The sequence below is a fragment of the Pararhodobacter sp. SW119 genome (assembly GCF_017811755.1).
Lineage (GTDB): Bacteria > Pseudomonadota > Alphaproteobacteria > Rhodobacterales > Rhodobacteraceae > Pararhodobacter.
On the sequence record NZ_JADDJF010000023.1, the window covers coordinates 1 to 22,743 of the forward strand.

Annotated in this window: 17 protein-coding genes and 1 tRNA gene; 9 read left to right on the forward strand and 9 right to left on the reverse strand. The window is 67.2% G+C overall.

The window, feature by feature from the left end; translation table 11 throughout:
• Positions 1 to 275: 275 nt before the first annotated feature.
• Positions 276 to 725: a hypothetical protein gene (locus tag IM708_RS13260; RefSeq protein ID WP_209427054.1), complete on the reverse strand. Its 450-nt coding sequence runs from the start codon at positions 723 to 725 to the stop codon at positions 276 to 278.
• A gap of 675 nt (positions 726 to 1,400) precedes the next feature.
• Between IM708_RS13260 and IM708_RS13265 the strand changes: the two genes are divergently transcribed.
• Both IM708_RS13265 and IM708_RS13270 read left to right on the forward strand, forming a co-directional pair.
• Complete coding sequence (locus IM708_RS13265; protein ID WP_209427055.1) at positions 1,401 to 2,306, forward strand: class I SAM-dependent methyltransferase; 906 nt, start codon at positions 1,401 to 1,403, stop codon at positions 2,304 to 2,306.
• Between the two features lie 207 nt (positions 2,307 to 2,513).
• Positions 2,514 to 4,538: a winged helix-turn-helix domain-containing protein gene (locus IM708_RS13270; protein ID WP_209427056.1), complete on the forward strand. Its 2,025-nt coding sequence runs from the start codon at positions 2,514 to 2,516 to the stop codon at positions 4,536 to 4,538.
• 443 nt (positions 4,539 to 4,981) lie between these two features.
• Here IM708_RS13270 and IM708_RS13275 read toward each other — a convergent pair whose 3' ends face one another.
• Positions 4,982 to 6,034, reverse strand: coding sequence for a helix-turn-helix domain-containing protein (locus IM708_RS13275; protein ID WP_209427057.1), 1,053 nt, complete (start codon positions 6,032 to 6,034; stop codon positions 4,982 to 4,984).
• Positions 6,035 to 6,115: 81 nt separating this feature from the next.
• Here IM708_RS13275 and IM708_RS13280 point away from each other — a divergent pair, with 81 nt between their 5' ends.
• Complete coding sequence (locus IM708_RS13280; RefSeq protein WP_209427058.1) at positions 6,116 to 6,523, forward strand: hypothetical protein; 408 nt, start codon at positions 6,116 to 6,118, stop codon at positions 6,521 to 6,523.
• 65 nt (positions 6,524 to 6,588) lie between these two features.
• Entirely contained in the window at positions 6,589 to 8,301 is a 1,713-nt protein-coding gene (locus IM708_RS13285) for a hypothetical protein (protein WP_209427059.1), read from the forward strand.
• Positions 8,302 to 8,621: 320 nt separating this feature from the next.
• Here IM708_RS13285 and IM708_RS13290 read toward each other — a convergent pair.
• A tRNA-Leu gene (locus tag IM708_RS13290) sits at positions 8,622 to 8,708 on the reverse strand.
• A gap of 192 nt (positions 8,709 to 8,900) precedes the next feature.
• Between IM708_RS13290 and IM708_RS13295 the strand changes: the two genes are divergently transcribed.
• Positions 8,901 to 9,890 (forward strand): complex I NDUFA9 subunit family protein, encoded by a 990-nt coding sequence (locus IM708_RS13295; RefSeq protein WP_209427060.1) that lies wholly within the window; start codon positions 8,901 to 8,903, stop codon positions 9,888 to 9,890.
• Here the strand turns inward: IM708_RS13295 and IM708_RS13300 are convergent.
• Entirely contained in the window at positions 9,881 to 10,690 is an 810-nt protein-coding gene (locus tag IM708_RS13300) for an undecaprenyl-diphosphate phosphatase (protein WP_209427061.1), read from the reverse strand. The two genes, IM708_RS13295 and IM708_RS13300, sit on opposite strands and share 10 nt — an antisense overlap.
• Positions 10,691 to 10,905: 215 nt before the next feature.
• On the opposite strand from IM708_RS13300, the gene IM708_RS13305 reads away from it, so the two are divergent.
• From IM708_RS13305 to gltB, 3 genes are all read left to right on the forward strand, one after another.
• On the forward strand, positions 10,906 to 12,342 hold the full coding sequence (locus tag IM708_RS13305) for an NAD(P)-dependent oxidoreductase (RefSeq protein ID WP_209427062.1): 1,437 nt from the start codon (positions 10,906 to 10,908) through the stop codon (positions 12,340 to 12,342).
• A 216-nt stretch (positions 12,343 to 12,558) separates the two neighbouring features.
• Complete coding sequence (locus tag IM708_RS13310; protein ID WP_209427063.1) at positions 12,559 to 12,984, forward strand: GFA family protein; 426 nt, start codon at positions 12,559 to 12,561, stop codon at positions 12,982 to 12,984.
• Between the two features lie 2 nt (positions 12,985 to 12,986).
• Positions 12,987 to 17,525 (forward strand): glutamate synthase large subunit, encoded by a 4,539-nt coding sequence (gene gltB / locus IM708_RS13315; RefSeq protein ID WP_209427064.1) that lies wholly within the window; start codon positions 12,987 to 12,989, stop codon positions 17,523 to 17,525.
• Between the two features lie 292 nt (positions 17,526 to 17,817).
• Here the strand turns inward: gltB and IM708_RS13320 are convergent, their stop codons facing one another.
• The 4 genes from IM708_RS13320 to IM708_RS13335 all read right to left on the reverse strand — a co-directional run bounded on the left by IM708_RS13320 (position 17,818) and on the right by IM708_RS13335 (position 20,795).
• Positions 17,818 to 18,567, reverse strand: a complete 750-nt coding sequence (locus tag IM708_RS13320) for a hypothetical protein (protein WP_209427065.1) — start codon at positions 18,565 to 18,567, stop codon at positions 17,818 to 17,820.
• Between the two features lie 230 nt (positions 18,568 to 18,797).
• The gene (locus IM708_RS13325; RefSeq protein WP_209427094.1) at positions 18,798 to 19,565 is read right to left on the reverse strand and encodes a lysophospholipid acyltransferase family protein; all 768 of its coding nucleotides are present in this window, start codon (positions 19,563 to 19,565) and stop codon (positions 18,798 to 18,800) included.
• Positions 19,566 to 19,629: 64 nt separating this feature from the next.
• The gene (locus IM708_RS13330) at positions 19,630 to 20,439 is read right to left on the reverse strand and encodes a GNAT family N-acyltransferase (RefSeq protein ID WP_209427066.1); all 810 of its coding nucleotides are present in this window, start codon (positions 20,437 to 20,439) and stop codon (positions 19,630 to 19,632) included.
• A 176-nt stretch (positions 20,440 to 20,615) separates the two neighbouring features.
• On the reverse strand, positions 20,616 to 20,795 hold the full coding sequence (locus IM708_RS13335) for a DUF3553 domain-containing protein (RefSeq protein WP_209427067.1): 180 nt from the start codon (positions 20,793 to 20,795) through the stop codon (positions 20,616 to 20,618).
• Positions 20,796 to 20,824: 29 nt separating this feature from the next.
• On the opposite strand from IM708_RS13335, the gene IM708_RS13340 reads away from it, so the two are divergent.
• Positions 20,825 to 21,421: a histidine phosphotransferase family protein gene (locus IM708_RS13340; protein ID WP_209427068.1), complete on the forward strand. Its 597-nt coding sequence runs from the start codon at positions 20,825 to 20,827 to the stop codon at positions 21,419 to 21,421.
• On the opposite strand, the gene IM708_RS13345 is transcribed toward IM708_RS13340, so the two are convergent.
• A complete protein-coding gene (locus IM708_RS13345) occupies positions 21,411 to 22,685 on the reverse strand; it encodes a glutamate-5-semialdehyde dehydrogenase (RefSeq protein WP_209427069.1) in 1,275 nt (424 codons plus the stop codon). The two genes, IM708_RS13340 and IM708_RS13345, sit on opposite strands and share 11 nt — an antisense overlap.
• Positions 22,686 to 22,743: the final 58 nt, after the last annotated feature.

The window sequence follows — 22,743 nt, forward strand, 5'->3', positions numbered from 1 at the left end:
ACAAGTTTCAAATCGGCCTCTCAGACCGTGACGACCGGCCCAAACCTGCTCTTCGGCTTCGACAGCATGCCGCAGCGCAGCTTCCGCACGCCCGTCGTTCATGCCGACCGAAGCGGATTCGTAGGCGCACGTGCAAGGAGCGGCCCTTTCTGCCGTTCGCTGCATCTGAGCAAGCCTCGTTCGCATGGGCGGCATCCGCCAACTAGAAGACTCTAAATCTGCGCTGCCGGCAAGCGCGGGGCCGGTGGCGGTTTCGGTGCCGGCGGGTCGGATGGTCAGTCCACGCCGAGGACCTCGCTCAGCATCTCGGCGAAGGCGGGGCGGGCGGTGGCGGCGGCGTTTTCGAGGCGGGGATGCGGGTCGAGCGTGGTCATGAAGGACATGTCCAGCATCGACAGCGTCGACTGGCCGTCCTCCTCGTAGAAGGCCAGGTGGCCGCAGGGCATCATCGCCATCGTGTGCATTCCGGCGGCGACGACGTCGGGGCCGATGGCGGGATAGCAGATCTTCAGGGCGATGACGCTGCCGCCGGCGAGGCCGAATTCGGCGAGGAAGAGCCAGTCGTCCTCGGCCTCGGCGTGGGAGCGGACCATCGCGGCGGCGCCTTCGGGGGGATGGTCGAGTTGGTGGATGATGAAGTGCTCTCCGGGATCGGCGGCCGATGCGCCGGTCGACGCGAGTCCGATCGCGGCGGCGGTAACGAGGGGAAGGGTGGGTGTCTTCATGGCTGATGCTCCTTTTCGTTGGTCTTAGCTGACTGTCCCTGGGAACGGCCCGGCGAAGTCCTGCGTCCGAACGGGCGGCGTTGGACCGGGGCCGGGGGCGCGTCGGGGCGCCTTTGGCGGGGCAGCGGTCATGGGACGATACTGGCGCGATGCCCGCGGCAAAGCTTGGCGATGGCGTGGGGCGGATGTGGTCTTTTCCTGGGGGTGGCGGCCAGCCGGTACCAGCCGGCGGTAGTGCCGCAGGAGGGGTCGGTGGGCGGGAAGGGGCGGTGGAATGGGGCGAGGGTGCTCAAGGTTGAGCAACCTGCCGCTCGGCGGGTGAATCCGTTTCGGAAACGTCAGTTTTGGCCTGAAGATGAAAAACAGAAACGCAAAACACCCGAAACATGAAAAATTTCGACGATTTTCGGGGTCGGGATTTATTGAGGTGCCTTGTGGCACACGAGGCCAACCGCATACAACATATGGTGTAATCGGTTGCAGTGGGTGATCGCAGGGGCGTCTTTCTGCACGCCCCGGCGCGGATAGGGCGAGCCATCGCCATCGACGGCAGCGATCCGATTGGGGCGAGGGGCCCAAGACTCCCCACGATTTCCCCACATCCCGCTCAAGCGTCGTGTCGCGCGTAAAGTCATAATCCCGCCATCCGAAACATCCTATGCAAGGAGCGACGCGATGGCACATACGCAGACCGAACGCACGCAGACCGACCTGCCCCCGATCGGCGGGGATTCGGAGTTCGTCCAGTTCTGGAACGAGGTGCTGGGACCGAAGTTCAACCGCTTCCGGCACATCCTGGTGGGCGGGCTGACCCATCACAGCGAGGCGGTCTTTCCCAAGCTGCCGGTGTACGAGGGCGACCGCGTCGTCGATGTCGGCTGCGGCTGGGGCGACACGGCGATGAAGCTGGCCCGTATCGTCGGGCCGAAAGGATCGGTCGTGGGGATCGATTGCTGCGACATGTTCCTCGATATCGCGCGCGAGGAACTGGCCGAGACCGACCTTGAAAACGTGAACTTCGTGCGCGGCGATGCCGAGGTTTCGCTGCCGCAGAACGCGTTCGACTTTGCCTTCGCGCGCTTCGGCACGATGTTCTTCGCCAATCCCGTCGCGGGGCTGCGGAACATGCGCCGCGCGCTGCGTCCCGGCGGGCGGATGGTGCATATCGTCTGGCGCGACCCCAAGGACAATCCGTGGCTGTCGATGGCCAAGGATGTCGTATTGCGGTTCCTGCCGGCGCCGGGCGAGGATGCGCGCACCTGCGGGCCGGGGCCGTTTTCCATGGCCGACGAGGCGACGGTGCGGCAGATGATGGAGATCGCCGGCTACGAGGATATCGAATTCGAGCGGATTGACGCGCCGGTCCTGGTCGGGCGCAACGTCAAGGACGCGATCGACTTCCAACTGGCCATCGGCCCGGCGGGCGAGGTGTTCCGCGAAGCCGGCGAGGAAGCCGAACGCAAGCGCCCGCAGATCGAAGCGGCGCTGGCCGAGGCGATCGAGCGCGAGCGGCGCGAGGATGAGGGGATCGTGATGCCAAGCTCATCCTGGATGATCTCGGCCCGCAATCCCGCCGGCTGAGGGGCGCGCGACCCCTGCGGCCGCGCTGCCGCCGGGCGGCGCGTGGTACGGCGCACCCGAGCGAAATTTGCATTTCGCGGCGTTTTCCTTGATGATGATGGTGTCGCTGGCCAGCCAGGACGGAACGCGGGCCGGCGTCATGCGCCGGGGCCTTCGCGATCCGGCCGGCTCGGCAGGGCCTCGCACGCCACCGTTGAAGGGGGAGCGATGCCGCAGACGATGACAACATTTGCCTGTTTCGAGATTCCCCGCAGGATGCTGGAAAGGCCTGTCCCGGATGAGGGATCGGACCGGCACCTGATCGAGGGGATTGCGCGCCGGCATGGCGCGGGCGGGACGCGTTGGGCCGACGGCGGCGCGCAGATCGCCTTCGCCACCGGCACCGGGGCGATCCGCTGCGCGTTCGACCTGCTGGCGGTGCTGCCGGTTGCGACCGGGCATGGCGGCATCCGTGGCGGCATCGACATGCCCGTCGATCCGGACGCCCGCGACGAGGGCGCGGCGGTGGCGCAGGCCCTGGCGCGGTGCGCCGAGCCGGGCGAGGTACTGATCTCGGCCACCGCGCGCGCGGCGATAAGCCCGATGCCGGGCGTCGCCTTCGACCCGCGGGGGCCGGTGGAGGCGGCGCCCATGCCCCTTCCGATCGAGGCGTTCCGCGCCCGCCGGATCGAGGTCGCGCCGGCCACCGCCTGCCTGCGCTTCGGCGATTTCACGGTCGATCCGCTGAGGCGCGAGCTGCGGCGCGAGGGCGAACCCGTCCCGCTGGAGCCGCTGACCTTCGATCTGCTGCTTCTGCTGGTGCAGAACCGCGACCGGGTGGTTGCGCGCGACGAGATCTTCGCCAGCCTCTGGGACGGGCGGATCGTTTCGGACACGGCGCTGAGCAGCCAGGTCAAGGCGCTGCGTCAGGCCCTGGGTGACAGCGGCCGCGCGCAGCACACGATCGGCACCGTCCACGGCCGCGGCTTTCGCTTCCTGCGCGCGGTCACGCCGGTCGCGGCAGAGGCCGCGCCGGCACGCCCGGAGCCGCCGCAGGCCTCGGCCCGCCCGCTGATCGGCGTGCTGCCGTTCGAGAACCTGTCGGGCGATGCCAGCGGACGGGTCTTTGCCGACGGCATCACCGAGGACATCCTGAACGCGCTGAGCCGGCATCGCTGGATCGGCGTCGTCGCCCGCAACCCGGCCTTCGCCTTCCGCGATACGCTGGAGCCGCTCGATGCGATTGCGGGGCAGCTGGGCGCCACGCATGTCGTCACCGGCAGCCTGCGCAAGGCCGGCGAACGGGTGCGGATCGGCGCCGAGGCGGTCGAGGTACACGCGATGCGACGCCTCTGGTCGGATACGTTCGAGATCGATATCGCGCAGGTCTTCGAATTCCAGGACGAGATCTGCGGCACCCTCGCCGCGCGGCTGGCGACCGAACTGGGCGTGTCGGAACAGCAGAAGGCGCGCGCCCTGCCGCGCGCGAACCGGGGCGCCTGGGAACTTTATCACCTGGGCATGGCCGAGTTCTACAAGTTCACCGCCGAGAGCAACCGGCGGGCACAGGAATTCCTGCGCATGGCGATCCGCGCCGAGCCCGACTTCGCCGAACCCTACACGCGCCTCGCTTACGCGATCACGCTGAGCATGGTCTATTTCGAGGGCGCGGTGAGCGCGGCACGCCTGGACGACGCGCTGGACCTGGCGCTGCGCGGGCTGGCGCTGGACGACCGCGACGCGCAGGGCCATTTCGCGCTTGGCCGGGTGCGCCTGGCGCGGCAGGAATACGATCTGGCCATCGACGCGCTGGAGCATTCGCTCGACCTCAACCCCTACCTGGCGGTGTCGCATTGCGGGCTGGGCGATTCGCTGGCCTACGAGGGGCGGATCGACGACTCGATCCGGCATTTCGAACGCGCCATCCAGCTGAGCCCGCACGATCCGTTCCGCTGGGCGTTTCATTCCTACCGGTCGCTGGCGCATCTCTTCGGGGCCGAGTTCGAGGCCGCGGCGCGCGCCGCCGGCCGGGCGGTCCAGGTCCCCAACGCGCATTACTCGGCGCATGCGAACCTGCTCGCCGCGCTTGGCCATACCGGCGACAGGCGGCGGATCGAGCGCGCCCGCACCGGCCTGATGCGCGCGAAACCCGACTTCTCGCTGGAGATGGCGCGCGGGCGGCTTTTCTACCTCAAGTCGCGGGCGCAACTCGGCCGCTATATGGAAGGGCTGGCGCGCGCCGGGGTCGCCTGAGCGCCGGGAATTGGGCGGCCGATGTCGTTCCCGGTCGGGACGTTTCAACATTTCAGTTCAGTCTGTTCCGACGTTTCACTACCTGTTCCTCTCGCCCAAGCAGCACGTGGAGCTGCCGGGAGGCCAACCGGCGAAGCTCGGATGCGAGTGCGCGCAGGCGCGCGCGCGGATCGTGTTGGTGCGCCAGTACCGGTGACGGATCGAGAACGTGTCCGCCCGATCACGTCACAGGCACGCTGCCGTGGGGGCGGAAGGTGCTGCAATTCGGCGCTGGCTGCTGCTTTCGCTCGTCGCCGCGCCGGCCGCGCGCCAGCGCCCCGCGGCCGGCTGAGGGGCCCGACCGGGAAAGGCGCGCCGCTCCCGACCGTCTCCTGTCGAACGGCCGTCCGCTGCGGCGGTCGGCGTGGACAGTCCGGGCGACGGGCCAAGGGCGGCGGGGCGGCTCATGCCGATGCGGCGGCTTCGCCGGCGCGCGGTGTCCGATCGACCCGGATCAGTCGGAACTTGCGCCGGTACTCGCCTGGCGTCAGACGCGTGACCTTGCGAAACAGGCGCCGGAACGCCGCCGGCTCCTCGTAGCCAACCTGCCAGCCGATCTCCTCGATCGGTTGGGTGGTCTCTTCCAGCAGCGCCTTGGCCTTCTCGACCCGCAGCCGTTGCAGATAATCGATCGGCGCGTGGCCGGTCGCGCGCGCAAACCGCCGGTTGAAGGTCGCCCGCGCCAGCCCGGTCCGATCGGCAAGTTCGTCGACTGTCAGGCCGAGCCTAACGTCGGCGTCCAGCGCCTCCTGCACTGCCCGGATGACGCCGTCGCCGTGATCGGTCTGCGGCGTGAACGGCATGAACGGCACCTGGCTGGGCGTGTTCCACTGATAGAGCAGGAATTTGCCCAGCGTCTGCGCCGCGCGCGGGCTGACATGGCGCGCGATCACGTAGAGGATCAGATCCTGCCACGAACTGGCCGCGCCGCTCATGACGAATTCGCCGCGCGGCCCGCCGACGATCAGCAACTCCTCCAGCCGCAGGCGCACCTGCGGGAAGTTGCGGCGGAACGTCTCGGCGAAGGCCCAGTGCGTCGTGGTCTCGCGCCCGTCCAGAAGGCCCGTCTCGGCCAGAAGCAGCGCGCCGGCACAGGCGGTACATAGATCGGCACCCTCGGCATGCTGGCGTTGCAGCCAGTCGACGATCTCGGGCTGCTGGCCCTTGACCCACCCTTCTTCGGAGAAGAACATCGAGGGTATGATGACGATATCGGTGCGTGCCACCTCCGCCACGCCGCGGTGCACCTGCAAGGGCAGGCCGCAGGCGCCGGCGAAGATGCCGCGCTCCAGGCCCACGATCTCGACCTGGAACAGGTCCGGCGCCTCGGGTCGCTTTTCACCCAAGATAGACTCGCCCAGCGCCAGCGTCTCGTAAAGGCCGTTGATCGGGGTTCCGGTCGACATGGTCGGCACGGCGAGGATGCTCACGCGCTTCGTGTCGCTGGTGGCCGGCATCGCAGCCTCCGGTGATTAGAATGGACCGTTCGTGCGAAGAACGGCTCTGGCAGGGCGCTTGGCGCATCGCTACCATTTCAAATGCGCGCGGCTGTCGGGTTGCGCACGATGGTTTCGGCCAGTTGGGTTCGGCCCGGGCCCGCGCAGCGCGACGTTGCGTGGCAGGATACAGCAGAACGCCTTTCGCGGCAAATCCGCCATGCAGCAAGGTCGTGCGACGCGCGCGGTGATGCCGCACGCACCCGACGCGAAAAGGAGGAGCACATTTCACGCGCCGAAAACCTGCAAAGCGAATTCGTCGCCTTCTGGAACGACACGCTGGCCACGACATTCGAACGCTATCGCAAGATCCTGATGAGCGGCCTGGCCGAGGAACGGCGCGATGAGGTCGAGGCTGCCCTGCGCGCGGCCCTCGCCCCCTGCCAGCAGGGCGGCGGCATCGTCATGCCGTCCGGCTCCTGGCGCGTCTCGGCCCGCAAGCCTGGCTGACGGGGCGATTTCGCAACGATGCCGCCGCACCCGACGCTTTCGTCAACAAGCAACAGGAGGTACCCATGACACATCAGAAAATGCTCAACCGTCTCTACGCATCGGCCGCCGTGACCGCCCTTGCCCTTGCTGGTCTCACTGGCGGCGCCATGGCCGACAATGACCATGCACATGGCAACGATCACGCCCATGCTCTCACCATTCCTGAAGATGCCGCGGTGCCGCTCTTCGAAGGTCTCGGCGATCATCGCTTCGCGATCAGCACCGTTTCACCCGAGGCGCAGGCGTACTTCGACCAGGGGCTGATCTTTACCTACGGTTTCAACCATTTCGAAGCCGTGCGTTCCTTCGAGGAAGCCGTGCGCCACGACCCCGACTGCGCCATGTGCCACTGGGGCGTCGCGCTCGCCCTCGGGCCGCATATCAATGCGCCGATGGACCCGGCGGCGGCCGAGCCGGCCTTCGCCGCCGCCACCCGCGCCCAGGAACTGGCCGAAAACGCCACCGAGCGCGAGCAGGCCTATATCGCGGCGCTGGCCGAGCGCTACGCCGCTGAGTCGCCGGAGGACCGCAGCGACCTGGACCGCGCCTATGCCGAGGCGATGGGGCGCAATGCCGAGGAGCATCCGAGCGACCTTGACGCCTGGACGCTTTATGCCGAGGCGCTGATGAACCTCGTGCCCTGGGACTACTGGGCCGCTGACGGCAGTCCGCGGCCAGAGACCGAGCGGCTGGTGTCGGCGCTGGAGCGGGTGCTGGCGCGCGATCCCCGCCACGCCGGCGCGGCGCATCTCTACATCCACGTGATGGAGAACTCGCCCACGCCCGAAGCCGCCGAGGCCGCGGCCGACACCCTGCGCGATCTGGACATCCAGATCGGGCACATGATCCACATGCCATCGCATATCTATGCGCGGATCGGGCGCTGGCACGACGCCTCGCGCGCCAACGAGGCGGCGGTCGCCGCCGACGAGACCTACCTTTCGGCCTACGATGTAGAGGGGTTGGTGCCGGTTCTCTATCATCCGCACAACTACCACTTCCTGGCCTGGACCGCCTCGGTCGAGGGGCATCACGACCGCGCGCGCAGCGCGGCCGAGGCGTTGCTCGCCGCCGCGCCGACGGGTTTGGCAGCCGAGGTGCCGTTCCTGCAAAACTTCCTCGTCGCGCCGGTGCTGGTCGAGGTGCGCTTCGCGGACTGGGACGCGGTCATGGCAACGGATCCGCCGGCCGACCTGGCCTTTGTCACGCAGCTGCACGGCTTCGCCCGCGGGATGGCGCATGCCGCGCGGGGTGATCTTGATGCGGCCCGCGACAAGGCCGGGGCACTTGCCGACTTCGCCGCATCGGACGAAGCGGCGGCGATGGATATGCCCGAGGCCTTCTTTCCCGCGCACACGATCCTGCGAGTTGCGGACAGAACGCTTGCGGGCGAGATCGCGCTGGCCGAAGGCGATCCCCAGACCGCCGTCGATCATTTCCGACAGGCAGTCGAGCTGCAAGACGCGCTGCCCTACATGGAGCCACCCTACTGGTTCAATTCGGCACGCCTGAATCTGGGCCGGGCGCACCTGGTGGCCGATCAGCCGGCGGAGGCGGCGGCCGTCTTCCAGGCCGATCTGGATGAGTATCCCGAAAATGGCTGGGCGCTTCATGGGCTGACTGCCAGCCTGAAGGCGCAAGGCAAGCATGAGGCGGCCGAGGGCGCGGCCGCGAGGTTCCAAGCGGCTTGGCACAACGCTGGCACCGACCTTGAAACCCTGCACCGCGCCTGGTGATGCTAAGCGTGGCAGCGGCGCCCTCGGGTGCGCCGCTGCCGCTGACCGGCCGCCTTCGTCTCGGAAGGCGAGATCGACGTGTCATGTAGAGCCAATTTCATGCGATCAAACGGCGGCGGATCGCCGAACGCTTCGCTGCACGCGCAAAGCGAGCCATCTCGCAGCGGGGGGTCTGCCTTATAGCGGCCGGGGTTGCGGCGTGGGCAAGGAAACTGCTCACGATGTCTCAGGCAAGCGCAATCAAGATGGTGGGGGAATGGGCGGGGGCCTTCAAGGCACGCCCGGCAAGCCATTGATTTTAGAGGTATATTTAAGCATATTGGTGCCCAGGAGAGGACTCGAACCTCCACGCCCGTGAGGGCACTAGCACCTGAAGCTAGCGCGTCTACCAGTTCCGCCACCTGGGCAGGTTGCGTGCAGGCTGGTTACCCGGGGCTCCAAGAGGTGTCAACTGGGGAAAGATCGTCGAGAGAAGAATCGTGCGCTGCGTGCGCTCTCCTCGGATCGAACACCGCTTTCCTGCATGAGCGGTCCAGGGTGAACGGACTTGTCTGACCGAGGGGCGGCAGGTATGGGAGACAGACGGCACGGAGGGCGGCATGACCGGTTTGATCACGATTCTGGGCGGTTCGGGATTTGTTGGGCGCTACATCGCTCGGCGCATGGCGAAAGCGGGCTGGCGCGTCAGGGTTGCCACGCGGCGCCCGAACGAGGCGATGTTCGTGCGAACCTATGGCGTTGTCGGGCAGGTCGAACCGATGCTCTGCAACATCCGTGATGACGCGTCGGTCCGCGCGGCGGTCGAAGGGGCGGATGCGGTGGTGAACTGCGTCGGTATCCTGAACGAAACCGGTAAGAACCGCTTTGCATCGGTACAGGTGGAGGGCGCACAACGGGTCGCGCGGATGGCCGCCGAGGCCGGCGCCCTACATTTCGTCCAGATCTCGGCGATCGGGGCGGATGCGGCATCCGAAAGCGCTTATGCGCGCACCAAGGCGGCGGGCGAAGAGGCGGTGCGCAAGGGGTTTCCCGGTGCGGTCATCCTGCGTCCATCGATTATCTTCGGGCCCGAGGATCAGTTCTTCAACCGCTTCGCCAGGATGGCGCGTTTCTCACCCTTCCTGCCGATCGCGGGGGGCAAAACGCGCTTCCAGCCGGTCTATGTCGACGACGTCGCAAAGGCGGCGTCATTGGCCGCCCAGGGCGGTGCCGAGCCGGGCATCTATGAACTGGGCGGCCCCGACGTGCGCAGCTTCCGGGAACTGATGGAGATCCTTCTGGGGCAGATCCGGCGCAAGCGCGTGATCGTGACCCTGCCGTGGTTTGCCGCGCGATTTGCGGCCTGGGCCTTCGATCTGCTGCAAACCGTCAGCGTGGGTCTCTTCACGAACAACCAGTTGACGCGCGACCAACTCAAGCAGCTTCGCCGCGACAACGTGGTGAGCGAGGATGCGAAAGGTTTTGCAGAACTGGGCATCGCACCCGTTCCGATGGAACTGATCCTGCCCGGCTATTTGTGGCCGTACCGGCCGATCGGTCAATACGAGGACATCCGCGACTCTGCCGGGAACCTGCGCCGTCAGGAGTAGGCGATCGCCAGCAGGACCACGCCCAGGATCACGCGATAGACCACGTATGGCGTGAAGCTGACGAAGCGCAGAAGCTTCATCATCGTCGCGAGTGCAACATAGGCGGCGATGAATGCAAAGGCTCCGCCGATCAGAGAGTTGGCAAGCAACGTGGTGGTGTCGAGTTCGGCGTTGCGCAGTTGCATGGCGATATGCGCGCCAGTGGCCAGTGTGATCGGGATCGACATCAGCAGCGCGATCTTTGCCGCCGAATGCCGGTCGAAGCCCAGAATGCGACCAGCCGTCATGGTGATGCCGGAGCGCGAGACCCCCGGCACCAGCGCGACCGCCTGCCATAGTCCCATGAGGACCGCGTCGCGCACGCTCCATTCCTCGGCGCGGCGAACTTCGGGCGCGTAGCGGTGTGCAATGTACAGCAGAACGCCGAAAACGATCATCATCCAGCCGATGATTGTGACGTTTCGCAGATGCTCGATCCAGCCGGTGATCGACAGGAGCGCCCCGAGAAGGAGCGCTGGCAGGGTTGCGACGGCCAGACCGAAGGCGAGGCGAGCCTCGTAACTTTCCAGCCGGCCGCGAAGGGCGGGGGCAATGCCCTTGAGGGCTTGGGCGACATCCTGCCGGAAATAGAGCACCACGGCGAGGATCGAGCCCAGGTGGACGGCGACGTCCAGCGCAAGAGCCTCGGCCGAGGGACCGCCGAGTTCGTGCAGAAGTACGAGATGAGCCGAGGACGAGATCGGCAGAAACTCGGTGATTCCCTGTACGACAGCCAGAATCAGGAGGTTGAAGAGGGTCATGAGAATGCCTGTAAGGGGATCCGGCGCACCATAGCGGCCTGATCGGAAAGCGAAACCCAAGAATTAGGTAATTGTACGTGACCCTTTTACTATGTCCTGCGCCGAATTTTCGCCGCCAAGGCGCGAATTTCAGGCATATAGGTAACCTATACTGACTTTTATTGCTGTTTGGAGGGTGGTATGGGCGGGGGGTTCGGCGGTGGAAAGGGTTGGGGATGGTTGGGCAGCGTATGTTGAAGTTCGTGACCGTGGGCAAGGAGACGCCGGAGAAGCGGCGGGCGGCGGAGCGGGCGCAGGATTTTGGCGAGATCTATCGCGAGTATGCGCGCGAGAAGGCGGCGGAGCAGGCCGGGCGGTGCAGCCAGTGCGGCGTGCCCTATTGCCAGACGCATTGCCCCTTGCACAACAACATCCCCGACTGGCTGATGCTGACCGCGCAGGGGCGGCTGCAGGAAGCGTATGAGTTGAGCCAGTCCACCAATACCTTCCCCGAGATCTGCGGCCGGATCTGCCCGCAGGACCGGCTGTGCGAGGGCAATTGCGTGATCGAGATGTCGGGCCATGGCACGGTGACCATCGGCGCGATCGAGAAGTACCTGACCGACACCGCGTTCGAGGAAGGCTGGGTGCGTGCCATCCGCCCGGCCGAGGAACTGGACCAGTCGGTGGGCATCATCGGCGCGGGGCCCGGCGGGCTGGCCGCGGCGGAACGGCTGCGCCGCGCCGGCGTGCAGGTCACGGTCTACGACCGCTACGACCGCGCCGGCGGGCTGATGACCTATGGCATCCCCGGCTTCAAGCTGGAGAAGCCGGTGGTCATGCAGCGCATCGAGCAGCTGCAGGACGGCGGCGTAGATTTCGTGCTGAACTGCAACGTCGGCGAGGATATCAGCTTTGCCGCCATCCGCGGCCAGCACGACGCGGTGATCATCGCCACCGGCGTCTACAAGAGCCGCGAACTGGGCGGGCCGGGCGCGGACCTGCCGGGGATCGTGCGGGCAATCGATTACCTGACGGCGTCGAACCGGCACGGGTTCGGCGACGAGGTGCCCGAATTCGACACCGGCGAGTTGAACGCCGACGGCAAGCGCGTGGTCGTCATCGGCGGCGGCGACACGGCGATGGATTGCGTGCGCACGGCGGTGCGGCAGGGCGCGACGAGCGTCAAATGCCTCTATCGTCGCGACCGCGAGAACATGCCCGGCAGCCAGCGCGAGGTGGCGAATGCCGAGGAGGAGGGCGTCGAGTTCGTCTGGCTGTCCACCCCCGACGGGTTCGAGGGCGCGGACGCCGTGCGCGGCGTGCGGGTGCAGAAGATGCGTCTGGGCACGCCCGACCTGACCGGCCGCCGCGCGCCGGAACCGATCGAGGGCGATATCGTCACCGAACCCGCGGACCTGGTCATCAAGGCGCTGGGGTTCGAGCCCGAGGATCTGCCGACGCTCTGGGGTGAGAAGCAGCTGCCGGTGACGCGCTGGGGCACCGTGCGCACCGATTTCGCCACCCATTCGACCGCCATGCCGGGGGTCTATGCGGTGGGCGATATCGTGCGCGGCGCGAGCCTGGTGGTCTGGGCGATCCGCGACGGGCGCGAGGCGGCGGATGCGATCCTGGCGGAACTGGCGGATGCGCCGGCGGTGGCGGCGGAGTAGCGGCGGCATGGGCCGGTCCCCTGCCCCATTTCGACCCCGGCGGCGCGCGGTAAGCGAGGCTGCCGACCGGGACAGAGGGTGCCGGAATGTGGCTGGCAGGCGTATGGCAAGCGTATGGCAAGCGTATGGCAGCAGCGGACGCTTGACGGAATTTGGCGCAACGCATGGGTCAGCATCGCTGACCCATCGGGCGCATGCGACGCGGGAGGGCGCGCGATGACGGAACGGACGGGCGGATGCCTTTGCGGCGCGGTGCGCTACACGATCACAACCGAAAAGACGGGCCTTGGCGGCTGTTCCTGCGAACAATGCCGACGGCATACCGGCAGCCTGCTGGTGTCGCTTGACGCACCGGGCGAGGCGATCAGATTCGTAGCCGGGGAACCGGCGGTCTATACCTCGTCTTCCTGGGCGGAGCGCGGCTTCTGCCGCGACTGCGGCTCGACGCTGTTCTACCGGGTGACGGCGGGGAAGATGGCGGGCTGGACGGCGATGGCGGCCGGCACGCTCGACACGCTCGAGGGGCTGAGCCTGGAAAACGAGGTCTTCGCGGACGGGACCGCCGGGGCCTACCTTCTGGCCGGCGCGCACGAGCGGCTGACCGGAGAAGAGACGATGAAGAAGTATGGCGCGGGAGCATGAGCATGGACGGGTTTGACAAGGACTGGGTGCGGACCGAGGAAGCCCACCGCGCGCGCATCGCGGCCGAGGGGCTTTACCGCGTCGAGGACGAGCATTCCTCCTGCGGGGTCGGGCTGGTGGTGGCGCTGGACGGCAAGCCCCGGCGCGAGGTGGTCATTGCCGGGATCGAGGCGCTGAAGGCGGTCTGGCACCGCGGCGCGGTCGATGCCGACGGCAAGACCGGCGACGGCGCCGGCATCCATGTGCAGATCCCCGTCGCGTTCTTTCACGACCAGATCCGCCGCACCGGGCACGAGCCGGACGCGAAGGCGCATGTCGCCGTGGGCCAGGTGTTTCTGCCGCGCACCGATTTCGGCGCGCAGGAGCGGTGCCGGACCATCGTGGAATCCGAAGTGCTGCGCATGGGGCACGCGATCTACGGCTGGCGGCACGTGCCGGTCGAGACGACGGTGCTGGGCGAGAAGGCCAACGCCACCCGCCCCGAGATCGAGCAGATCCTGATCCGCGACGGCAAGGCGATGGACGAGGAAGCCTTCGAGCGCGAGCTTTACGTCATTCGCCGCCGGATCGAGAAGGCCGCCGCCGCGGCGCAGATCCAGGGGCTTTACCTGTGCTCATTGTCCTGCCGGTCGGTGATCTACAAGGGCATGATGCTGGCCGAGCAGGTGGCCGAGTTCTATCCCGACCTGAAGGACGAACGCTTTGAGTCGGCCTTCGCCATCTATCACCAGCGCTACAGCACCAACACCTTCCCGCAATGGTGGCTGGCGCAGCCCTTTCGCATGCTGGCCCATAACGGCGAGATCAACACGCTGAAGGGCAACCTGAACTGGATGCGCAGCCACGAGATCCGCATGGCGTCGAACACGTTCGGCGAGATGGCCGAAGACATCAAGCCGATCGTCCCCGAGGGGGCGTCGGATTCGGGCGCGCTGGATGCGGTCTTCGAGATGCTGGTGCGCGCCGGGCGCAGCGCGCCGATGGCCAAGACCATGCTGATCCCCGAGGCCTGGTCGAAGCAGGCGGTGGAACTGCCGCAGCCCTGGATCGACATGTACGCCTATTGCAACGCGGTGATGGAGCCCTGGGACGGGCCGGCGGCGCTGGCCATGACCGACGGGCGCTGGGTCTGCGGGGGGCTGGACCGCAACGGGCTGCGCCCGATGCGCTATGTGGTCACCGGCGACGGGCTGCTGATCGCCGGGTCCGAGGCCGGGATGGTCACGGTCGAGGAGAACACGGTACGCGAGAAGGGCGCGCTGGGGCCGGGGCAGATGATCGCCGTCGACATGAAGGACGGCAAGCTGTTTCACGATGCCGAGATCAAGGACCGGCTGGCCGCCGCGCAACCCTTCGGCGAATGGATCGAGAAGATCGTCGACCTGAACAGCCTGCTGCGCGACTTGCCCGAGGCTGCGCTGCACGAAGGCGAGGACCTGCGCCGCCGCCAGATCGCCGCTGGCTACTCGCTGGAGGAGATCGAGCAGGTGCTGGTGCCGATGGCCGAGGACGGCAAGGAGATGATCGCCTCGATGGGCGACGACACGCCGGCCGCGGTGCTGAGCAAGGTCTACCGGCCGCTGAGCCATTACTTCCGCCAGAACTTCAGCCAGGTCACCAACCCGCCGATCGACAGCCTGCGCGAGGCGCGGGTGATGAGCCTGAAGACGCGGTTCGGCAACCTCAAGAACGTGCTCGACGAAAGCTCCACCCAGACCGAGATCCTGGTGCTGGAAAGCCCGTTCATCGCCAACGAGGAATTCCGCGTGATGGCCGAGGAATTCGGCGACGCGCTGGTGCGGATCGACTGCACCTTTCCGCGCGGGGCGGGCGACGACGCGCTGCGCGCCGGGCTGGAACGCATCCGCCACGAGGCCGAGGACGCGGTGCGTTCGGGCGCCGGGCATATCGTGCTGACCGACGAGGGCCAGGGCCGCGACCGGGTGGCGATGCCGATGATCCTGACCACCAGCGCGGTGCATTCCTGGCTGACGCGGCGGGGCCTCAGGACCTTCTGCTCGCTCAACCTGCGGGTGGCCGAATGCATCGACCCGCATTACTTCGCCGTGCTGATCGGCTGCGGTGCTACGACGGTCAACGCGTACCTTGCGCAGGACACCATCGCCGACCGGCTGCGGCGCGGGCTGATCGACGGCAACCTGACCGACGCGATGCGCCGCTACCGCGACGCGATCGACGCGGGGCTGCTGAAGATCATGTCGAAGATGGGGATCTCGGTGATCTCCTCCTACCGGGGCGGGCTGAACTTCGAGGCCGTGGGCCTGAGCCGCGCCATGGTCGCCGAGTATTTCCCCGGCATGCAGAGCCGCATCTCGGGCATCGGGCTGGCCGGGCTGCAGCGCAAGGCCGAGGAGATTCACGCCACCGGATGGCGGGGCGACGCCGGCGTGCTGCCGGTGGGCGGGTTCTACAAGGCGCGGCGCTCGGGCGAGAAGCACGCCTGGGAGGCGCAGACCATGCACCTGCTGCAATCGGCCTGCGACCGGGCGAGCTATGACCTGTGGCGCAAGTATTCGACCGCGCTGCAGGCCAACCCGCCGATCCATATCCGCGACCTTCTGGACTTCAAGCCGCTGGGCCGGTCGATCCCGATCGAGGAGGTGGAGTCGATCACCGCGATCCGCAAGCGGTTCGTGACGCCGGGCATGTCGCTGGGCGCGCTGTCGCCCGAGGCGCACATGACGCTGAACATCGCCATGAACCGGATCGGCGCGAAATCCGATTCCGGCGAGGGCGGCGAGGACCCGGCGCATCACCACCCGCTGGCCAATGGCGACAATCCGTCGGCCAAGATCAAGCAGGTGGCCTCGGGCCGGTTCGGCGTGACCGCCGAATACCTGAACGCCTGCGAGGAGCTAGAGATCAAGGTCGCCCAGGGCGCCAAGCCCGGCGAGGGCGGGCAGATCCCGGGGATGAAGGTCACCAAGCTGATCGCCAAGCTGCGCCACGCGACGCCGGGCGTGGCACTGATCAGCCCGCCGCCGCATCACGACATTTACTCGATCGAGGATCTGGCGCAGCTGATCTACGACCTCAAGCAGATCAACCCGCGCGCCAAGGTGACGGTGAAGCTGGTGGCGTCCTCGGGCGTCGGCACGATCGCGGCGGGGGTGGCCAAGGCCAAGGCCGACGTGATCCTGATCTCGGGGCACAATGGCGGCACCGGCGCGTCGCCCGGCACCTCGATCAAGTACGCCGGCCTGCCGTGGGAGATGGGCCTGACCGAGGCGCATCAGGTGCTGGCGATGAACAACCTGCGCGAGCGGGTGACGCTGCGCACCGATGGCGGCCTGCGGACGGGCCGCGACATCGTCATGGCGGCCATGATGGGGGCCGAGGAATACGGCATCGGCACCGCCGCGCTGATCGCCATGGGCTGCATCATGGTGCGCCAGTGCCAGTCGAACACCTGCCCCGTCGGCGTCTGCACGCAGGACGAGGCGCTGCGCGCCAAGTTCACCGGGTCCGCCGACAAGGTCGTGAACCTGATCACCTTCTACGCGCAGGAGGTGCGCGAGATCCTGGCCCAGCTTGGCGCGCGGTCGCTCGACCAGGTGATCGGGCGGGCGGATCTGCTGACGCAGGTCAGCCGTGGCTCGGCGCATCTGGACGATCTGGACCTGAACCCGCTGCTGATCACCGTCGATGGCGCCGACCGCATCCGCTACGACCGCGACAAGCCGCGCAACGCCGTGCCCGACACGCTGGATGCCGAGATCATCCGCGATGCCGCGCGGTTCTTCGAGGATGGCGAGAAGATGCAGCTGAGCTACGCCGTGCGCAACACGCATCGCACGGTGGGCACGCGGGCGTCGTCGCATATCGTGCGCCGGTTCGGGATGCGCAACGAGTTGCAGGCCGACCATCTGACGGTGAAACTGGCTGGCAATGCCGGGCAGTCGCTGGGCGCCTTTGCCGTGCGGGGGCTGAAGCTGGAGGTGTTCGGCGATGCCAACGACTATGTCGGCAAGGGGCTGTCGGGCGGCACGATCGTGGTGCGGCCGCGCATGACCTCGCCGCTGGTGGCGCATGAGAACACGATCATCGGCAACACGGTGCTCTACGGCGCGACCGCGGGGCAACTGTTCGCCGCGGGGCGGACGGGCGAGCGCTTCGCGGTGCGCAATTCCGGTGCCGAGGTCGTGGTCGAGGGCTGCGGGTCGAACGGCTGCGAGTACATGACCGGGGGCGTCGCCGTGATCCTGGGGTCGATCGGCGCCAATTTCGGCGCCGGGATGACCGGCGGCATGGCCTATCTCTATGACCCCGAGGGGCTGTCGGCGCCGCTGATCAACATGGACTCGCTGCTCACCTGCAAGGTGACGGTCACGCACTGGGAGGCCCAGCTGAAAGGCCTGATCGAGCGCCACGCCACCGAGACCGGCAGCACCCGCGCCGCCGAGATCCTGCGCCGCTGGGACAGCGAGAAGGACCATTTCCTGCAGGTCTGCCCGAAGGAGATGCTGACCCACCTGTCCCACCCGCTGGTCGTGGAGCCCGCCGCGATGCCCGCGGAGTAGAGCGCCGGGGGGCTTGGACAAACGAAACCGCCGGGCATTGGGGCAGCCGATGCCCGGCGGATAGGCAGGGTGCGCAAATTTGGGCGGGGCGCGCAAATTGCGCACTGACCCATAAGCCCATGAAGTAATTTGTAAATCGTGTAAATCGAAACGGATTCTTTACGTTTCCGCTTGGCCGGTCTGGCTGATGCGCGGCCCTTCAGGAACCCGCTCGATCCCCAAGGCCTGATAAACGAAAACGGCCCCGGCAAGTGCCGGGGCCGTCACCAAATTCGATCTTGCGCCTGCGCGGTCAGGCCGCCTTGTCCCGGCGACGGCGCGCCACGACACCGATACCACCCAGACCCATCATGCCGAGCATCAGCAGCCCCGTTGCGGGCAGTGGGATTGCCGTGGTGACGAGATTCTGACTAAGGCGATTTCCGTCGCTATCCACGGCACTTTCAAGGAAGGTGAGATTGTATGACACTGGCCCATCATTTATCCTTGCAAGCGCACTCGTCAGATATGCTTCCGCGTTTAAGATGGCTGTAGCAGAACCCGACGTTATTTTCAGCTGATTAGTATTGGTTCCGACGTTCGCGAACATTCCAGCAATGTTGCCGTCCAGCAGCGCAGCGTTGTTATACACGGCTCCCCAGAGCGCGATCTGGAATCCCGCTTGGACGTTGTTTGTCAGAGTGCTTTCAACCGTGGAGTAGTTGGCGGCGAAAACCGCTCTAACGGCGTTCTTCTGATCACTGCTGAGCGTATGCCCGTTTGCGTATGGGTTCGTGTTATTTACCGAGTAGCTTGCGGGACTTTGTAGGGTAGCGCCAAGGTCAAGGCACCACGCGACGAAGCTGCTCAGATAGTCGGGCGCTGCCGGATCGGTGGAGGTCATATTAAAACCGAACGCCCCGATATTGCCGGAGGTCATGTTGGTTTGGACCGTACCGCTAGCAGTACCACCTGTGTAGTTTAGAGTAAATGTCGATGCAAAGGCGCCGGTCCCGAGCGCCGAAACGGCGGTGGCCAAGGCGAGTGTGCGAATATGTTTCATGACCCTCTCAACTTTGTTTTTTTTACACGTGCCTGTGAGCGTTCCGTGAGGCGCATTGCCGGGTCAAGGAAAAATTCACGATTTGTCAATCATTTCCGCGCTGGTGCGATCACGGGTTGACGGGGGCTGCGGCGAGTTCAACCGAGCCGTGCGAATTGTAGCGGGCGTCTGGCGCATGAGCGGCGGATCGGCGTTGCCGCCCGGCGCGCGAATCGACGCGGGGTCGGCGCTCAGACCGGCGGGAGATGCGCGTGGAGCCCGGCGCGGACGGCGGCCTCGCAGGTGCGGGCGAGGGCCTTGCGGTCGGCGGTCTCGGCGACCGGGACCTGGGGGTGGAAGGTGACCTCGACCCGACCCTGCGGCGCCTGCGCCAGCACGCGCAGCAGGTGGCCGCCAAAATCCATCGCGCCCCACCAGCCGTAGAAGCGCGGGTCCTCACCGGGCGGGGCGGTGTAGGCGAGGCTGACCGGCTGGATCGACAGGATCGCGTCCAGCCCGTGGGTGAAGAAGGCGGCGAAGAGCGTGGGCTTGAAGTCCAGCACGCGGCGGCCGTCGGTGCTGGTCCCCTCGGGGAAGAAGGCGAGGTGGTGGCCGGCGCGCAGGCGGGCCTCGAACACCTCCTTCTGCTGGCGGGCGTCGCGGGCGTTGCGGGTGATGAAGACCGTGCCCGTGGCGCGCGCCAGCCAGCCGATGCCGGGCCAGCCCGCGACCTCGGACTTCGACACGAAGCAGACGCGGGCCAGCGCGTTGAGCGCGAAGATGTCGAGCCAGCTGCAATGGTTGGCGACGATGGCGCCCCGCCGGCGCATGGGGGTCCCGTGACGGACGAGGCGGATGCCCATGACCGGAAAGACCGCGCGGCAGACGGCCTGGGTGACGAAGGGCGTGAACGGCCGGCGCAGCCCGAAGACCGAACGCTCGATCAGCCGAAGGGTCAGGAGCAGGACCAGCCCGCCGAAGACGACGCCCGCCATCAGCGGTAGCCGCCAGGCGATCATCGCCCAGCCCAGGGGGCCGATGGCGACCCGCGGCGCCTCGCCCTCGGGCGAGGTCCAGGTCGGGTCAGGCGCGGGGCGCCTTTCGGGCGTAGAAATCAAGGTGCTTTTCCGACATGGCCGATGTGTCCATGATCAGGCAGACATCGGTGGTGTTGAAGGCGCGGTCGACGAACGCCCCCTCGCCCACGAAGCCGCCCAGCCGCAGATAGGCGCGGATGAGCGGCGGGATCGCGGCCAGCGCGGCCTGCCGGTCGATCGCTTCGGGCGGGATCAGGTCCATCGGCTGGAAATGCTGCGGCAGCGCGCGCACGCGCAGCGCCGGGGGCGCACGATGGGCCACGGACAGATAGCTGAGCGCCATCGCATGCTGCGTCACATCGATACCGGGGAAGGAGGCGACGCCGAACATGATCTGGATCCCGCGCGACAGCACGTAGTCGGCCAGCCCGTTCCACAGATGCAGCATCGCCGCCCCGCGACGATGATCGCGGTGCACGCAGGAGCGGCCAAGCTCCACTAGCTTGCGGCCGCTCTGGCGCAGGGGGGCGAGGTCGTATTCGGAATCGCAATAAAAGCGGCCGAGCGCCCGCGCCCGGTCGCAGGGCAGAAGCCGGTAGACGCCGATCACATGCTCGTGCGTGGCGGGGTCCCGGGTCCGGTCGATCAGCAGGAGGTGGTCGAAGAACGGGTCCAGTTCGTCCCGCTCGAACCGGTTGAGGTGATCGACCATGTCGCCACCCGCGCCCATCTCCTCGACGAAGACGGCGTAGCGCAGGCGCTGCGCCCCGAGTATGTCGTCGTCGCAGCGCGCCAGGCGGACATCGAAACCGGGTGCCCTGCGCTGAAGCTGCGGTTGGGTGGCTTCCTCGATCATCGGGTCTTTCGTGTCCTCCGACTTCTGGCCTAGGCCACCTTGATGAGCGTTTCAAGACAATCCGGCGCGAGGCGGGCGCGGACACCTTGTGCCCCCGAAGCCACGGCGGGCGACCCGGCGAAGAAAAAACCTGTTGACGCAACCCTAGGTAGAGTTATGCTGGGCCCATGTCGAGATCATCGGCCGGCATCGGGAACCCATTCAAGGCGCACATGGCGGGTATCCAGAACCAGCTTGCCCATCTCCTCGAAATTCACGGTGACGTGCGTGCCGATGAAGGATTGTACCTGTCCCAGTCCCCACTCCGGTCTTTCGGGGTGACGCACCAACATTCCAGGTTGTAAGAGTGATGACATACCCGTACCCCCCGCCCCGTCATGAGGCCATGTCGCAAAACCCGCACGATCTTGCCGCGTTGCTCGGCTCGCGCATCTGCCACGATCTTATCAACCCTCTGGGGGCGATCGGCAACGGTGTCGAGCTTTTGCGCATGACGCTGCCCGCCTCGCCCGAACTGGACCTGATCGCCGACAGCGTCGCCCATGCGCAGGCGCGGATCCGCATGTTCCGCATCGCCTTCGGCACGGTGCGCGAGGAGCAGCGGATCAGCGGGCGCGAGATCGGATCGATCCTGGAGGGGCTCGGCAAGGGCGGCAAGCTGCGCTTTGCGTGGTCGCTGCCAATCGAAGTGTCGCGGCAGGAAGCGAAACTGCTGCTGCTGCTGGTCCAGTGCTGCGAGAATGCGATGCCCTGGGGCGGCGTCCTGTCGATCGCCCACGAGGGCGTGGAATGGCAGCTTTCCGGCCAGGCGAGCCGGCTGAAAATCGACCCGGCGCTGTGGGACGGATTGCCGCAGGGCGAGCCCCCGGCGAACCCCTCGCCCGCCGAGGTCCATTTCGCCCTGGTGCCGCAGATGCTGTCGGATACCGGGCGTCAGCTGACGATGCAGCTTGAAGACGAGTTGCTGCAACTCAGCTTCTGACCGTCCCGTCGCCGCTGACCAGGTACTTGAAGCTGGTCAACTGGACCGCCCCCACCGGGCCCCGCGCGTGCAGCTTGCCCGTGGCGATGCCGATCTCGGCGCCCATGCCGAACTCGCCGCCGTCGGCGAACTGGGTCGAGGCATTGTGCATGACGATGGCGCTGTCCACCCGTTCGAAGAACCGCGCGGCGGTGGCCGCATCCTCGGTCAGGATCGCGTCGGTATGCTGCGAGCCGTAGTGGCGGATATGGGCGATGGCGGCGTCGACATCATCGACCACCGCCGCGGCGATGATGCTGTCGAGGTATTCGCGCCCGAAATCGTCGGGTGATGCCGGCACCACGCCCGGCAGATGCCGAAGCCCCTCGCCGGCGCGCACCTCCACCCTGGCGGCGACCAGATCGGCGATCACCTCGGCGCCCAGGCCATCGAGCAGGTCGCGGTGGATCAGCAGGCATTCGGCCGCCCCGCAGATGCCGGTGCGCCGGGTCTTGGCGTTCAGCACCACGCGGCGCGCCTTTTCGGGGTCGGCGGCGCGGTCCAGATAGATATGGCAGATGCCCTCCAGATGCGCGAAGACCGGCACCCGCGCCTCGGCCTGAACCAGGCCGACCAGCCCCTTGCCGCCGCGCGGCACGATGACGTCGATATGCTCGACCATGCGCAGCATCATTGAGACCGCCGCCCGGTCGCGGGTCGGGACCAGCTGGATCGCCGCCTCGGGCAAGCCCGCGGCCGTCAGCCCGGCGACCATGGCGGCGTGGATCGCGCGCGAGGAATGGAAGCTTTCCGACCCGCCGCGCAGGATCACCGCGTTGCCCGCCTTCAGGCACAGCGCGCCGGCATCGGCGGTGACATTCGGGCGGCTTTCATAGATCACGCCGACGACGCCCAGGGGCGTGCGCACCCGCCGGATCGTCAGGCCCGAGGGCCGCGTCCACTCGTCCATCACCGCGCCGACCGGATCCTCCTGCGCCGCCACCGCCCGAAGCCCGTCGCAGATCGCCCGCACCCGCGCCGCGTCGAGCGCCAGCCGGTCCATCATAGCCGCCGACAGGCCCTTTTCGCGCCCGGCCTCCAGGTCGCGGGCATTGGCGGCGATCACCGCCGCGCTGTCGGCGTCGAGCGCGTCGGCCGCCGCCTCCAGCGCCGCGCGGCGCTGATCGGCCGGGGCGAAGGCCAGTTCCGCCGCCGCCGCGCGCGCCCGCGCGCCGATCCCGGCCATCAGCGTCGCGACATCGGTCGTCCCCTCCGCGATGTTCATTCCGCCTCTCCCCTTCATCTGTCCCCAAGTATCCCGGGGGTGAGCCCCGCGCCAGCGG